Here is a 14,083-nt window from a genome sequence, read left to right as displayed (position 1 = left end):
TCACGCCTCGTCGAAGGTGATCTCCTCGACCGGGCGCGTCATCCTCACGGTCTCGCCGTTCGTGAGCACCACGTGCTGCAGGCCGGTCAGCTGGTCGGCCGTCCCCCGGAGGTAGTACCTGTCGGCGCAGCCGGCGAGGAAGGCGGGGAGGCAGGCCAGGGGCGCGCCGGGCAGGTCCAGGTCCAGGTAGTCCTTCAGCCGGCGGAACAGCTTGGGGAGGATCACGGCCCCGTCCTCGGCCGTGATCGAGTCCATGTCGGCGACCTTGAACCCGTCGGTGGTCACGTCCAGGGCCCATACGCCCTGCTTGGGCAGGGCCGTCCGCGCCGCCTCGGCGGCGACGGCCAGCGCGTTGCGCAGGTGGTCGGGGAAGCCGGTGTAGAAGGTCGGGTAGGCCAGGCCCTGCGCCACCATGTGGTGGTTGGCCGTCTTCTTCAGCTGCTCGACGTCGACGTCGATCTCGTAGCCGTTGAGGGTGGGCGGCCTCCCGCGGCCCACCAGGGCCACGCACCGGCCGTAGACGTCGGTCCCGCGGGTGAGGATGTACCCGGGCACGGTCTCGGGGACGGAGACGACGACGGTTTCCCGGTCCGTCTCCTTCGGCGCGCTGTCGTCACGGTGGACGTCCTTGAAGCCGAGCCACTTCAGCAGCTCGCCCGCGGCCTTGTGCGCCAGCGGCAGGGGCTGGTGCCGGACCCCCGACGCGTCGTCCCCGTAGTGGGTCTCCAGGGCGTCGATGCCCTCCAGCCTGATGGAGACACGGCCGTCGGGCTTCGGCAGGACCTGGTGGGCGCCGGGTACGCGCCTCCAGTCCGTCACGTCGTCCGGGGTGAAGGCGATGGTGTCGCCGTCCGGCTGGAGGTCTTTCGCCTTGAACGTGCCCTTGATGATCAGCATGGACATGGTGACTCCCTACGCGTCAGTCGGTTGCGTGCGGTGACAGCAGCAGCAGCGCCACGTCGTCGCGCGGTCCGCCGCCGGTGAAGGCCGCGAGGTCCCGCCACACCGCCGGGACCAGGCCCGCCGGGTCGTTCGCCAGCACCGGGACCCGGACGGCCAGCGGGTAGAAGTGCCCGGCCGCGTCGCGGGCCTCGGTGACCCCGTCCGTGTGCGCGAGCAGCCGGTCGCCCGGCAGCAGCGCCAGTTCGGCCACCGCCGGGAGGGCCGGCCCGGTCAGTCCCAGGCCCAGCGGGGGCCCCGGCTCCACGGCCACCTCCGTGACCGTGGACCGCCGCAGCAGCAGCGCCGGCGGATGCCCGCACGACACGATCCGTACGAGGTCCAGCCCGGGCGGGAACTCCAGCAGCAGCGCCGTCGCGAACAGCTCCGGGTGCGCCACGGAGTCCGCGGCCGCGTCCGCCGACAGCCGCCGGTCCAGCCGGGCCGCGACCGCGGCGAGCTCCCGGTCGTCCAGGACCGCCTCGCGGAACGCGCCGAGCAGCGAGGCCACCGTTCCGACGGCCGCCAGCCCGTGCCCCTGTACGTCCGCGACCACCGCCCGCACGCCGTACGGCCCGGCCCGCACGTCGAACAGGTCGCCGCCGACCAGCGTGCCCCGCTGCGCGGCCCGGTACAGCCCGGCGCAGCGCACCCGGCCCACCCGCTCCGGCACCGGCGGCAGCACCGCCAGCTGGGCCGCCTCGGCGACCGTGCGCACGCTGACCAGCTGGGTGTCCCGGAGCTGCCGCACCCAGGCGATGATCATGCTGAGCAGCCCGACGGTGGCCACGGTGGCCAGGTCGGCGCCGCGGGCGTGGCCCACCCTGAGCTCGGGGACGCCGAGCAGGAGCAGCACGAGCGCGGCGAAGACGGCGGTGCCGCCGGGCCCGTACGCGAAGGCGGCCACGGCGGGCAGGGCCGCCAGGAAGTAGCCCAGCTCCGCCGCACGGGTGGTCCACTGGGTGAGGCAGAGCCCGACCAGAGCCACCGCGGGCGCGATCCGGGCCCAGCGCGGCGGCGGTGCCCCCTGCAGCCAGCCCGGCTCCTCCCGTCCGCGTCTCACCCCTCCACCCTGGTACCGCGGCCCGGGCCGCGCACGCCGGGTGGCCCTGCCGGGAGCGGGCCGCGACAGTGGTGGCGTGACGGAAACGCAGAGCGCGGCGATCAGCACCCGGCTGAACTGGCTTCGGGCGGGGGTGCTCGGCGCCAACGACGGGATCATCTCCACCGCGGGCCTGGTCGTCGGCGTCGCCGGCGCCACCACCTCGCGCACCGCGATCCTCACGGCGGGCGTGGCCGGGCTGCTCGCGGGCTCGCTGTCGATGGCGGCGGGGGAGTACGTGTCGGTCAGCTCGCAGCGGGACTCCGAACGGGCGGCGCTGGACCTGGAGCGGCAGGAGCTCGCGGAAGAGCCGGAAGCGGAGCTGGACGAGCTGACGGAGCTGCTGGCCGCGCGGGGCCTGAGCCGGGAGCTGGCGCGGGAGGCCGCCGAGCAGCTGACGGAACGGGACGCGCTGCGGGCGCACGCCCGGGTGGAGCTGGGGATCGAGCCGGACGAGCTGGCGAACCCGTGGCACGCCGCCTTCGCCAGCCTGGCCGCCTTCACGGTGGGGGCGGTGCTGCCGCTGCTGGCGGTGGTCCTGCCGGAGGCGTCGTGGCGGGTGCCGGTGACGGTGGTGGCGGTGCTGGGGGCGCTGGTGCTGTGCGGGGTGACGAGCGCGCGGCTGGGCGGGGCCGCCGTTCCGAGGGCGGTCCTGCGCAACGTGGTGGGCGGGGCCCTGGCGATGGGCGTCACGTACGCGGTGGGCACCTGGCTGGGGTCGGCCTGAGCCCCTTCGGGTGTGCGGGTGCCGCTGCGCGGGGCCGTCCCCGACCCCGCCCTTCGCCCGTTCCCCGGGGCTCCGCCCCGGACCCCCGCGCCTCAAACGCCGGCGGGGCTGGATTCGGCCGAGCCAGTTTGAGGCGCGGGCGCGGTGGCGCCGTGCAGTGACCCGCACCGGCGCGGAGCGCCGGATCCCCTCAAGCCGCCCCGCGCCCGGGGCGGGGCGGAGCCCCGGAGCCTTTCCAGCCGCGCCGGCGCCTGAGGCCTGGGGGTCCCCCGGACGGAGTCTGGGGGAGGGTGAAGGGCGGGGAGGGGCCGGCCCCGCGCAGCGGCCAACCACCCGCACACGACCCACCGGCCCCAGCCACCAACCAACCGACCCCGCCCCGGGTCCGCCGGACGGAGTCCGGCGCAGCGGCGCGAAGCCCGGGAAGCGCGCCAGCGCTGAGCGGTGCGAGTGGCGCGTCAAGAAAAGGAACGCGGTGCGAGCGGCGCGTCAAGAAAAGGAACACTGGGCCCATGCGCATCGCCATCACCGGAGCCTCCGGACTCATCGGCAGGGCCCTCGTCCGCTCCCTGCACGCCGACGGCCACGACACCGTCCGCTTCGTGCGGCGCGACCCCGCGCGGGAGGGGGAGGCGCGGTGGGATCCCCGTAGCGGGTACGTCGACCCCGACGGGCTGCGCGGGTGTGACGCCGTCGTGCACCTGGCCGGGGCCGGGGTCGGGGACCACCGGTGGACGGACGCGTACAAGAGGGAGATCCGCGACAGCCGGGTGCTGGGGACCGCCGCCGTCGCCCGGGCCGTGGCGGCGCTCGACGACCCGCCGGGCGTGTTCGTGTGCGGGTCGGCGGTCGGGTACTACGGGGACACGGGGGACAGGGCCGTGGACGAGTCCGCCCCCGCGGGGCAGGGGTTCCTGCCCTCCGTCTGCGTCGAGTGGGAGGCCGCCGCCGCCCCCGCCCAAGAGGCCGGGATCCGGACCGTGTTCGCCCGCACCGGGCTGGTGGTCGCCGGCGGGGGCGGGGCCTGGGGGCGGATGTTCCCGGTCTTCAAGGCCGGCCTCGGCGGACGGCTCGGCAGCGGCCGCCAGTACTGGTCGTTCATCTCCCTGCACGACGAGGTCGCCGCCCTGCGGTTCCTGATGGAGACGCCCGGGCTGTCCGGGCCCTTCAACCTCACCGCCCCGCAGCCCCTGACCAACCGCGAGGTCACCTCCGCCATGGGCCGCGTACTGCGCCGCCCGGCCCTCTTCGCGGTCCCCGCCCCCGCCCTGCGCCTCGTGCTCGGGGAGCTCTCGCAGGACGTGCTGGGCAGTCAGCGGGCGCGCCCCGCCCGGCTGATGGAGTCCGGGTTCGTGTTCACGTACCCCGGCATCGAGGAGTCGATCAGGGCGGCCATGAACGGGTAAAGGCGGGAGCAGGGGCGTGATCGTGTGCGACCGTTCGTGACCCGTGTGCGACCGTCGTGCGACCGGAGTTGTGCGCAATCCCCAGCCGGACTCGGGTTCTCCTGGAGCTCGTTGGGGGAAGGAGGATCCCCACACAGCCGCGCCGACCTCGGGGAGGGGCACGTGCTCAGCAGCTCACACCATGCCGCACATCACGCGGACGTCGTCATCGTAGGAGCCGGAGTCTCAGGACTCGCGGCCGCGCACCACCTGATCGCGGCAGGGGTCGCCGTCAGCGTCCTGGAGACCGCCGACGACCCCGGCGGCCGCATGGCCACCGAATCGGCCGACGGGTTCCGGCTCGACCGGGTCGGCCAGCTCCTCAACACCGCCTACACCGAACCCGCCCGCACCCCCGGCCTCACCGGGCTGGTCCTGCGTCCCTTCGCCCCCGGCGTCCTGGTGCACGGCGCCGACGGCAGGCAGCAGCGGGCCGGGGCCCTGACCCCCGCCCGCGCGCTCGCCAGCGGCTCCCTCGACCAGGCCCGCTTCAGCGCCGCGCTCGGCCGGCTCGCGGCGCTGCCCCTGGAACGCGTCCTCGCCCGGCCCGAACGCACCGCCCTCGCCGCCCTCGGCTCCCGCGGCCTGCCCCCGCGCACAGTGACCGGCGTCCTGCGCCCCCTGCTGTCCACCCTGCTCCGCGACCCGGAGCTGACCACCTCCAGCCGCGTCGCCGACCTCGCGCTGCGCACCTTCGCCAGAGGCCGCCTCGCCGTGCCCGAGGGCGGCGCCGCCACCCTGCCCGGCATGCTCGCGGCCGCCCTGCCGCCCGGGACGGTCCGCACCGGGATCCGGGTGCGGTCGGTGGCGACCAACCTCGTCACCACCGAGGAGCACGGCGACTTCGGCTGTCGCGCCGTACTGCTCGCCACCGGCGCCCGGGCCGCTGCCGAACTCCTCCCGGGGCTGCGCGTGCCGGCCTTCCACGAGGTCACCGTCATCCACCACGCCACCCCCGAACCCCTGCCCTGGGACGGCTCCCTGCTCCTGGACGCCGACCCCAAGTGGCCGCTCGCCCACACCACCGTGATGAGCGCCGTCGACCCCACCCGGGCACCCGCCGGCCGCAGCCTGGTCACCACCACCGTGCACGGCCCGCCGCCGCCCGCCCGGACGGTCGCCGCCCGGCTGGCCCGGCTGTACGAGACCCGGACGCGGGACTGGGAGCTGCTGGCCGTCCACCACACCCCGGAGGCCGTCCCGGCGATGCCCCCGCCCCACGACAGGCAACGGCCCGTCAGGGTCCTGGCCGGGCTCTACGTCTGCGGCGACCACCGCGACTCCAACACCGTCCAGGGCGCCCTGCACTCCGCCCGCCGCGCCTCGACCGCCCTGCTGCGCGACTTCGGGATCCCGCTGCCCGCCCGGCCGGAGCCCGCCCTCCCGGCGGCCGCCTGAGAACCACCGGCCAAGGGCCCGGCTCCCCGCGGGGCCGGGCCCGCGGGTCAGTTCAGTGCCGACACCCGGTCCCGGTACGTCCGCACCGCCGCCGCGTCCCGGTATGGCTCCAGCCGCCGCTCGAAGTCCCGTACGTACTCCACCGCGCGCACCGACCGCATCTCCATCGCCTGCTGCGCCGCCTCCGCCCCCAGCGCGCACGCCTGGTCCAGCTCGCCCAGCCCCAGCCGCGCCGTGGCCAGCACCACCCGGCAGAACAGCCGCGAGCGCGCGAAGCCCGGCGCCCGCAGCTGGAGCGAGCGCTCCGCGTGCTGGGCCGAGGCCCGGTACTGCTGGAGGTCGCGGTGGCAGTGCCCGAACTCGTCCGCCAGCTGCCCTTCGTCGAACAGCCGCGCCCAGTGCGGGACGTCGTCCCCCGGCCGGGCCGCGCCCAGCGCCCGTTCCGCCCGCACCAGCGAGGCCGTCGCCGCCCGCACCTCGCCCAGCACCGCGTGCCCCCGCGCCTCCGAGGCGTGCAGCAGCGACTGCACCACCGGCGGCGGGCCCGAGCCCACGCCCTGCTGGGCGACCCGGGCCAGCTGCACCGCCTCCCGGCCGTGCCCCAGGTAGACCGCCTGACGGCTCATGGTGATCAGTACGTAGGACCCGTACGGCCGGTCCCCGGCGGCCTGCGCCAGCCGCAGCGCCTGGACGAAGTACCGCTGGGCCAGCCCGTGCGCGGCGATGTCGTACGAGGTCCAGCCCGCGAGCCGGGTCAGGTCGGCGGCCGCGGCGAACAGCCGGCGCCCGGTGGTCTCCCCGTAGGTACCGCGCAGCATCGGCTCGGCCTCGTGCTCCAGGTACCGCACCAGGGCCTGCCGGGCGTGGCCGCCGCCGTAGGTGTGGTCCAGGGTGCGGAACAGCTCGCTGACCGAGCGCAGCGCCGCGATGTCCCCGCTGGTCACCCGCTGTCCGGGCCCCCGGTCGATCTGCCGCTGCCGGGGCACCGAGGTGCGGCCCTGGGCGGGGACCCGGTGCGTGGCGGGGTCGGCGCCGCGGCCGACGCGTTCGTCGGCCCGCCCGATGAGCCAGTCCCGGCTCGGCACCACCAGTCCGGCCGGGGTGAAGGCGATCTTGCGCAGCTCGGCGTGCGAGCCGGAGTCCTTGCGCCACAGCCCGCTCGCGATGTCCACGGCCTCCTCCGGGGTGGCCGCGAACTCCAGCCCGGCGTACACGGGAGCGCACGCGTCCAGGCCCAGATCCTGCGCGGACAGCCGCCGCCCGAGCCGCCGCGTGAAGACCTCCGCGATCAGCGCCGGGGTGGTGCCGCGGGGCTGCTGGCCGCGTAGCCAGCGGGTCACGGAGGTTTTGTCGTACCGCAGGTCCAGACCGTGTTCCAGACCGAGCTGGTCGACACGGCGGGCGAGCCCGGCGTTGGAGAACCCGGCTTCCGCGATCAGTGCCGCGAGCTGCCGGTTGGGGACACGCTGGGCAGGTCGTTCGGTCATCGGCTCCACGGTTTCCGTACGTGACGGACCGGAGTCCCGGCCCTGTGAACGGCGTGAATGTAGCGGCCAACTCCGCTCACACCGCCCTCTCTGCCCCACATTCATCCGATCGTGTGCAGAATGGGTAGGGCTCTTTACGGACCGACCCACTCGGTCCGCGTACTCTGCGCCACATGACCCGCCGTCCCCACGGGGCGTACCTCCCCGAACCGCCCGCGGAATCCACCGCCCCGCTGCCCGCCCCCGAGATCACCGAGGCCGAGTGCCGCCGCTGCGGCACCCTCATCGCGGGACTGGACGGGCGTTACGCGTGCGGGGTGTGCGGCTGGGTCAACGACCACTCCGAGGGCCACCGCAGACTGCCGAGGGCCGACGAGGACCCGGACCGCCCGCCCGCGGGCCGCAGGCGCCCCCGCCGGCTGCCGGCCGCCCCGCCGCCGGGGACCGGGCCGGGGGCCTGAAGGGGCCCGCACGGCTCGCCGTACTCTTGACCGGAGTGCGATACGTGCACACAGCAGGTTCAACGAGGAGGCGCTGCGGTGACTGAGCTTCGGTTTGTCCATCTGGGCTTCGGGTCGGAATCCGTCGAGTACACCGAGGCCTGGGAAGAGCAGCGCCGGGTGCACGCGGCCCGCTTCGCGGACGAGATCGACGACACCTGCCTGATGGTGGAGCACGAGCCGGTCTACACCGCCGGCCGCCGCACCGACCCCAGCGAGCGCCCCCTGGACGGGACCCCGGTCATCGACGTGGACCGCGGCGGCAAGATCACCTGGCACGGCCCGGGCCAGCTGGTCGGCTACCCGATCATGAAGCTGCCCCGCCCCGTCGACGTGGTCGCCCACGTGCGCCGGCTGGAGGAGGCCCTCATCCGCACCGCCGCCGAATTCGGCCTGGAGACCACCCGGGTCGAGGGCCGCTCCGGGGTCTGGGTGCTCGGCGACCCCGTGGAGGAGCGCCCGAGGATAGGCGGCCTCTCCCTGGACTTCACGGTGCCCGCCACGGACGCGCGCACGGGTGACGACGAGTTCGACGCCCGGCTCCACGGTCCCGAGTACGCCCCGTCCAACGCCGGCCAGCGCCGCGAGGACCGCAAGCTCGCCGCCATCGGCATCCGCGTCGCCAAGGGCGTCACGATGCACGGCTTCTCCCTGAACGTGAACCCGGACAGCACCTGGTTCGACCGGATCATCCCCTGCGGCATCCGCGACGCCGGTGTGACCTCGCTCTCGTACGAACTGGGCCGCGAGGTCACCATCGCCGAGGTGCTGCCGGTCGTCGAACGGCACCTGAAGGACGTGCTGGAGCACGCCGAGCTGAAGGCGCGCGAGATCGAGCCGGCGGCCGGCTAGCGGCTCGGGGGAATGCGTCCGGGCGGCCCCCGGTTGGCGGACGTAAGAGCGTACGAATTTACGGGCGTACCCTGGTGGGCGCCGAAGAATCGAAGTCACAGGGAGCCGGTCGTGTCCGCAGTCGCACCCGACGGACGCAAGATGCTGCGCCTGGAGGTCCGTAACAGCCAGACCCCCATCGAGCGCAAGCCCGAGTGGATCAAGACCCGGGCGAAGATGGGTCCCGAGTACACCAAGATGCAGGCCCTGGTGAAGGGCGAAGGACTGCACACGGTGTGCCAGGAAGCCGGCTGTCCGAACATCTACGAATGCTGGGAGGACCGCGAGGCCACCTTCCTCATCGGTGGCGACCAGTGCACCCGGCGCTGTGACTTCTGCCAGATCGACACGGGCAAGCCCGAGGCCCTGGACCGGGACGAGCCGCGCCGCGTCGGCGAGTCCGTGGTCACCATGGACCTGAACTACGCCACCATCACCGGCGTCGCCCGCGACGACCTGGCGGACGGCGGCGCGTGGCTGTACGCGGAGACCGTGCGCCAGATCCACCAGCAGACGGCCGGCCGCGAGGGCGGCCACACCAAGGTCGAGCTGCTGGCCCCCGACTTCAACGCGGTCCCGGAGCTGCTGGAGGAGGTCTTCGCCTCCCGCCCCGAGGTCTTCGCGCACAACGTCGAGACCGTGCCGCGCATCTTCAAGCGCATCCGCCCGGGCTTCCGCTACGAGCGCTCCCTCGACGTGATCACGCAGGCCCGCGCGTACGGCCTGGTCACCAAGTCCAACCTGATCCTGGGCATGGGCGAGGAGCGCGAAGAGGTCAGCGAGGCGCTGCGCGACCTGCACGAGGCCGGCTGCGAGCTCATCACCATCACCCAGTACCTGCGGCCCTCGCCGCGGCACCACCCCGTGGAGCGCTGGGTGAAGCCGGCCGAGTTCGTGGAGCTGGCGAAGGAGGCCGAGGAGATCGGCTTCTCCGGTGTGATGTCGGGCCCGCTGGTCCGGTCCTCCTACCGCGCCGGCCGCCTCTACAACCAGGCGATGGAGAAGCGGAGCTCGACCGCGGGCGCAGAGAACGGCGCCGCCATCTGATCCGGCGGCTGCCTGACTGTGCGTGAGTGTGAACTCACGCACAAAAACTACCAATCGGTAACACCGCATCGACGCGGCCCCTAGGCTCTTTTCGTGTGAGGAGCCCGGCGGGTCGCGTCTGTGTTTGCAACGTGTCGATCACATTTGACCGACCGGTCATGCCCTGGTAACACCAGTCAGTGACGCTGGATCCACACACCGCACACGCCGACGATGCGAGCAGCGAGAGTAGGGGTCGACATCATGCAGGCCGCGCCAGTCCGCGCCATCGCCATCCCGTCCTTCACCGAGGCCTTCCGCGGCCTGGAATCGCTGCTCATGAGCGGTGCCCGGCGCAACGCCTGGGCCGCCGTCCTGGAGGACCGCCGCCGGGCGAAGGACCGCGTGGAAACCGAGCACGTACTCGAGGCCGCGGCGACCCGGACCCCGCAGGACACGTAAACTTCGCCTTATGGCGAGGAAGTCAAACGCAGAGACTGCTGCGAACCCCGGGCGACTGAAGCAGATCGCCCTGACGTACAAGATGACGCGGAAGGCCGACCCGAAGGTCGGTCTGATCGTCGCGGGCGTGGGAATCGTCACCTTCGGTGTCTTCCTTGCGATCGGCTTCCTGATCGGCCACCCGGTCTACCTGGGCATCCTGGGATTCCTGGTGGCGTTCCTCGCGATGGCGATCGTCTTCGGGCGGCGGGCCGAGCGGGCTGCCTTCGGGCAGATGGAGGGGCAGCCGGGCGCTGCCGCGGCCGTACTGGACAACGTGGGACGGGGCTGGACGACCACCCCGGCCGTCGCGATGAACCGGAACCAGGACATCGTCCACCGGGCCGTCGGCAAGGCGGGCGTGGTCCTGATCGCGGAGGGCAACCCGAACCGGGTCAAGTCCCTGCTCGCGGCCGAGAAGAAGAAGCTGGCCCGGATCATGCCCGACATCCCGGTCCACGACTTCATCGTGGGCACCGGCGAGGGCGAGGTGCCGCTCAAGAAGGTCCGCACCACGCTGCTGAAGCTGCCGCGCGTCCTGTCCGGCCCGCAGATCACGCAGGTCAACGACAAGCTCCGGGCCATGGGCGACCTCATGAGCAACATGCCCGTCCCGAAGGGCCCGATGCCCAAGGGCATGCGCATGCCGCGCGGCGGAAAGATGCGCTGACCGAACTCCTCGTACACACAGGGGCGCCCCCGGAGCCGGATGGCTCGGGGGCGCCCCTGTGTGTATACGAGCGGTGCGTTCCGGCCACGGCCGCCGCACGCGTACGCCCCTACGCGCCGGCGGTGGCGTACCGGTGGTGTGCCGCTGGATCCGGATCCAGGTCCGGACCTAGATCCGGACCTGGACCGCGCCCGCGAGGCGGTCGTGCAGTCCGCGCCCGTCGCGGTCCCAGATCAGGGCCGGGACGACCAGGGCCAGCAGCAGGGTCCGCAGCATCACGCGGGGGATGCCCAGGCGGCCGCCGTCCTGCCCGATCACCCGGAGGCCGAGCATCCGCTTGCCGGGGGTGAATCCCACGGTGCCCACGGTCAGCAGGGTCAGGGAGAGGAAGAGGGCGAGCGTCCAGTTCCCGGCGGCGGCCAGATCGCCGTGGGTGATGAGCCCGTACGCGATCAGCTGGCAGCCGATCCAGTCGATGAGGACGGCGCCCAGCCGGCGTCCGAAGCGGGCCACGGAGCCGGGTCCCGACTGGGGCAGACCGAGCCGCTGGCCCGGATAACCGAAGTCGACGCCCATCTCCTCGGCGGCCGCGCGCGGGCCGGAGAGCCAGGAACCGATTGCTTGCCTGTTGTCCACTCCACCACGGTACCGGTGCTCCTCCACGGGACCTGGACCGGACCCTGGTTAACTTGTGCGAAACAAATGGGTCATGCTTGGGAAATCCCGTCTGCTTATGGTCGGGTCAGCGTGCGGCACCGCACTGACGCACCACGAGCTATAAAGCCCGTCCCTGCCCCGGGACCGGGAGTAGGAGGAGTTGGATGTTCAAGAACGCCGACGAAGTGAAGCAGTACATCGAGGAGAACGACGTCAAGTTCGTTGACGTCCGCTTCTGCGACCTGCCTGGTGTGATGCAGCACTTCACCATCCCGGCGCGAGCGTTCGACCCGGCGGAGGAGCTCGCCTTCGACGGTTCCTCGATCCGCGGCTTCCAGGCGATCCACGAGTCCGACATGGCGCTGCGCGCCGACATCACCACCGCGCGCCTGGACCCGTTCCGCAAGGACAAGACGCTCAACATCAACTTCTTCATCCACGACCCGATCACGGGTGAGGCCTACAGCCGCGACCCGCGCAACATCGCGAAGAAGGCCGAGGCGTACCTCGCCTCCACCGGCATCGCCGACACCGCGTTCTTCGGCCCCGAGGCCGAGTTCTACGTGTTCGACAGCGTGCGCTTCGCGACCTCCGCGAACGAGGGCTTCTACCACATCGACTCCGAGGCCGGCGCCTGGAACACCGGTTCCGAGGAGAACAACCGCGGCTACAAGGTCCGCTACAAGGGCGGTTACTTCCCGGTCGCCCCGGTCGACCACTTCGCCGACCTGCGCGCCGAGATCTCCCTCGAACTGGACGCCCAGGGCCTCCAGGTCGAGCGCCAGCACCACGAGGTCGGCACCGGTGGCCAGGCCGAGATCAACTACAAGTTCAACACGCTGCTCGCCGCGGCCGACGACCTGATGCTCTTCAAGTACATCGTGAAGAACGTCGCCTGGCGCAACGGCAAGACCGCGACCTTCATGCCGAAGCCGATCTTCGGTGACAACGGCTCGGGCATGCACGTCCACCAGTCCCTGTGGGCCGGCGGCGAGCCGCTGTTCTACGACGAGGCCGGCTACGCGGGCCTGTCGGACACCGCCCGCTACTACATCGGCGGCATCCTCAAGCACGCCCCGTCGCTGCTCGCCTTCACCAACCCGACGGTGAACTCCTACCACCGCCTGGTGCCGGGCTTCGAGGCGCCGGTCAACATGGTGTACTCGCAGCGCAACCGCTCCGCCGCCATGCGCATCCCGATCACGGGCTCGAACCCGAAGGCCAAGCGCGTCGAGTTCCGCGCGCCGGACCCGTCCTCGAACCCGTACCTCGCCTTCTCGGCGCTGCTCCTCGCGGGCCTCGACGGCATCAAGAACAAGATCGAGCCGATGGAGCCGATCGACAAGGACCTCTACGAGCTCTCGCCCGACGAGCACGCGAGCGTCCCGCAGGTCCCGACCAGCCTCGAGGACGTCCTCAAGGCCCTGGAGGAGGACCACGAGTACCTCCTGGCCGGCGGTGTCTTCACCCCCGACCTGATCGAGACCTGGATCGACTACAAGCGCACGCACGAGATCGCCCCGATCGCGCAGCGTCCGCACCCGCACGAGTTCGAGCTCTACTTCGACCTGTAAGAAGCCCAGGTCAGCGTAGGCAGGGAAGGCCCCCGCCGCTCTCTTTCGGAGAGTGGCGGGGGCCTTCTGCTTTTGACAGCCCGCCCGACCGGAGTAACGGTGGATAGGACCTAAATGCCCGATAAGCGATAGATGTTCGGAGGTGCATGAAGATGCGCCGTAGGATCGTTGGAGCCGTTGTCGCCGGGGCCGCCGGACTCGCCCTGGGTCTGCTGCCGGCCGCGAACGCATCAGCCCACGACGGTGGCTGGGACTCGCGCTCGGACTACCGCCACTCGAACAACTGGGACGATGACGACTGCGGTGGGAACGGCCGCTGGAGCGACCACGACCACGGCTGGAACGACAACGACTGGGGCCGCTGGGACAACGCCGACTGGCGCGGCCACGACGGCTGGGACGGCGACTGGGGCGACTGGGGCGGCTGGCGCTGACCGCCGCGCCCGACCGTGCACCCACGGTGCCCCTGCCCCGCGCTCAGCGGAGCAGGGGCATCGCGCCGGTCAGCTCGCGCAGGGCCCGGACCGCGAGGTCCGCGGGGGAGCCGGGTCCCGCCACCGGGGCGTCGCCCGCCGACCAGAGCTCCAGCGAGACGCGGATCGCGTCCGTGGCGGCCGCCGCGAGCAGGCGTACGGACAACGGGTCCGCCTCCGGGCCGGCCAGCCGGGCCACCACCGGGACCAGGCGCTCCTCCGAGTCCTGGTTCACCCGGTACCAGACCGCCCGCAGCGCCTCGTCGGAGGCGGCCGCGCGCAACAGGCCGCGGGTGACCTCCAGCCCCTCCTCCACGCTCTGCGAGTCGCTGAGCGAGCGCCTCACCGCGCGCTCCAGCGCCTCCGCCAAGGGCGTTCCCGGGCGCTCCTCGGCGAGCAGCGCCCGCCAGGCGTCGCCGCCGCCCGCCAGCAGCGGGGCCACGGCCTCCTGCTTGTTGCGGAAGTAGCGGTAGAACGTGCGCAGTGCGACCCCCGCCCGGTGGGCGATGTCCTCGGCGGTGGTGCCGTCGGGGCCGTGCGCGGCGAAGAGCTCGCACGCGGCACGGGCGATGTCCAGCTGCGTGGCGGCCTTGCGGCGCTCGGTCAGCGACTGGGTTCCGGGGCCGCTCTGGGGGGAGTACGGACGGGGAGATCTCACGGGTGAAGACTACGCCAGGACCGGCTGAAGAATGC

At 72.7% G+C, this 14,083-nt stretch carries 15 protein-coding genes; 10 read left to right on the top strand and 5 right to left on the bottom strand.

What is annotated here, in order from left to right; translation table 11 throughout:
- Positions 1–903 (bottom strand): nuclease, encoded by a 903-nt coding sequence (locus ACZ518_RS14435; protein ID WP_469113335.1) that lies wholly within the window; start codon positions 901–903, stop codon positions 1–3.
- 16 nt (positions 904–919) lie between these two features.
- Positions 920–2,161 (bottom strand): PP2C family protein-serine/threonine phosphatase, encoded by a 1,242-nt coding sequence (locus tag ACZ518_RS14430; RefSeq protein WP_469113334.1) that lies wholly within the window; start codon positions 2,159–2,161, stop codon positions 920–922.
- Here ACZ518_RS14430 and ACZ518_RS14425 point away from each other — a divergent pair.
- From ACZ518_RS14425 to ACZ518_RS14415, 3 genes are all read left to right on the top strand, one after another.
- On the top strand, positions 2,079–2,768 hold the full coding sequence (locus tag ACZ518_RS14425; protein ID WP_469113333.1) for a VIT1/CCC1 transporter family protein: 690 nt from the start codon (positions 2,079–2,081) through the stop codon (positions 2,766–2,768). The two genes, ACZ518_RS14430 and ACZ518_RS14425, sit on opposite strands and share 83 nt — an antisense overlap.
- A 512-nt stretch (positions 2,769–3,280) precedes the next feature.
- Positions 3,281–4,174, top strand: coding sequence for a TIGR01777 family oxidoreductase (locus ACZ518_RS14420; protein WP_469113332.1), 894 nt, complete (start codon positions 3,281–3,283; stop codon positions 4,172–4,174).
- A 162-nt stretch (positions 4,175–4,336) separates the two neighbouring features.
- On the top strand, positions 4,337–5,611 hold the full coding sequence (locus ACZ518_RS14415) for an FAD-dependent oxidoreductase (protein ID WP_469113331.1): 1,275 nt from the start codon (positions 4,337–4,339) through the stop codon (positions 5,609–5,611).
- Positions 5,612–5,658: 47 nt separating this feature from the next.
- On the opposite strand, the gene ACZ518_RS14410 is transcribed toward ACZ518_RS14415, so the two are convergent.
- Complete coding sequence (locus tag ACZ518_RS14410; protein WP_469113330.1) at positions 5,659–7,098, bottom strand: regulator; 1,440 nt, start codon at positions 7,096–7,098, stop codon at positions 5,659–5,661.
- Positions 7,099–7,271: 173 nt separating this feature from the next.
- On the opposite strand from ACZ518_RS14410, the gene ACZ518_RS14405 reads away from it, so the two are divergent.
- The 5 genes from ACZ518_RS14405 to ACZ518_RS14385 all read left to right on the top strand — a co-directional run bounded on the left by ACZ518_RS14405 (position 7,272) and on the right by ACZ518_RS14385 (position 10,686).
- The gene (locus ACZ518_RS14405; protein WP_469113329.1) at positions 7,272–7,559 is read left to right on the top strand and encodes a hypothetical protein; all 288 of its coding nucleotides are present in this window, start codon (positions 7,272–7,274) and stop codon (positions 7,557–7,559) included.
- Between the two features lie 78 nt (positions 7,560–7,637).
- Complete coding sequence (gene lipB / locus ACZ518_RS14400; protein WP_469113328.1) at positions 7,638–8,450, top strand: lipoyl(octanoyl) transferase LipB; 813 nt, start codon at positions 7,638–7,640, stop codon at positions 8,448–8,450.
- A 111-nt stretch (positions 8,451–8,561) separates the two neighbouring features.
- On the top strand, positions 8,562–9,536 hold the full coding sequence (lipA, locus tag ACZ518_RS14395) for a lipoyl synthase (RefSeq protein ID WP_469113327.1): 975 nt from the start codon (positions 8,562–8,564) through the stop codon (positions 9,534–9,536).
- A gap of 243 nt (positions 9,537–9,779) precedes the next feature.
- Positions 9,780–9,977 carry an SCO2195 family GlnR-regulated protein gene (locus ACZ518_RS14390; protein ID WP_125595526.1) on the top strand — a complete coding sequence of 66 codons (198 nt, stop codon included), beginning with the start codon at positions 9,780–9,782 and terminating at the stop codon, positions 9,975–9,977.
- A gap of 10 nt (positions 9,978–9,987) precedes the next feature.
- On the top strand, positions 9,988–10,686 hold the full coding sequence (locus ACZ518_RS14385) for a DUF4191 domain-containing protein (protein ID WP_469113326.1): 699 nt from the start codon (positions 9,988–9,990) through the stop codon (positions 10,684–10,686).
- A gap of 168 nt (positions 10,687–10,854) precedes the next feature.
- Here the strand turns inward: ACZ518_RS14385 and ACZ518_RS14380 are convergent, their stop codons facing one another.
- Positions 10,855–11,322 (bottom strand): RDD family protein, encoded by a 468-nt coding sequence (locus tag ACZ518_RS14380; protein ID WP_469113325.1) that lies wholly within the window; start codon positions 11,320–11,322, stop codon positions 10,855–10,857.
- A gap of 185 nt (positions 11,323–11,507) precedes the next feature.
- Here ACZ518_RS14380 and glnA point away from each other — a divergent pair, with 185 nt between their 5' ends.
- Entirely contained in the window at positions 11,508–12,917 is a 1,410-nt protein-coding gene (gene glnA, locus ACZ518_RS14375) for a type I glutamate--ammonia ligase (RefSeq protein ID WP_007263729.1), read from the top strand.
- A 152-nt stretch (positions 12,918–13,069) separates the two neighbouring features.
- On the top strand, positions 13,070–13,351 hold the full coding sequence (locus ACZ518_RS14370) for a hypothetical protein (RefSeq protein ID WP_469113324.1): 282 nt from the start codon (positions 13,070–13,072) through the stop codon (positions 13,349–13,351).
- 43 nt (positions 13,352–13,394) lie between these two features.
- Here ACZ518_RS14370 and ACZ518_RS14365 read toward each other — a convergent pair whose 3' ends face one another.
- Positions 13,395–14,048, bottom strand: coding sequence for a TetR/AcrR family transcriptional regulator (locus ACZ518_RS14365; protein WP_469113323.1), 654 nt, complete (start codon positions 14,046–14,048; stop codon positions 13,395–13,397).
- Positions 14,049–14,083: the final 35 nt, after the last annotated feature.

Source organism: Streptomyces sp. NPDC033966 (genome assembly GCF_055575955.1).
This window is presented reverse-complemented; position numbering and strand designations above follow the sequence as displayed.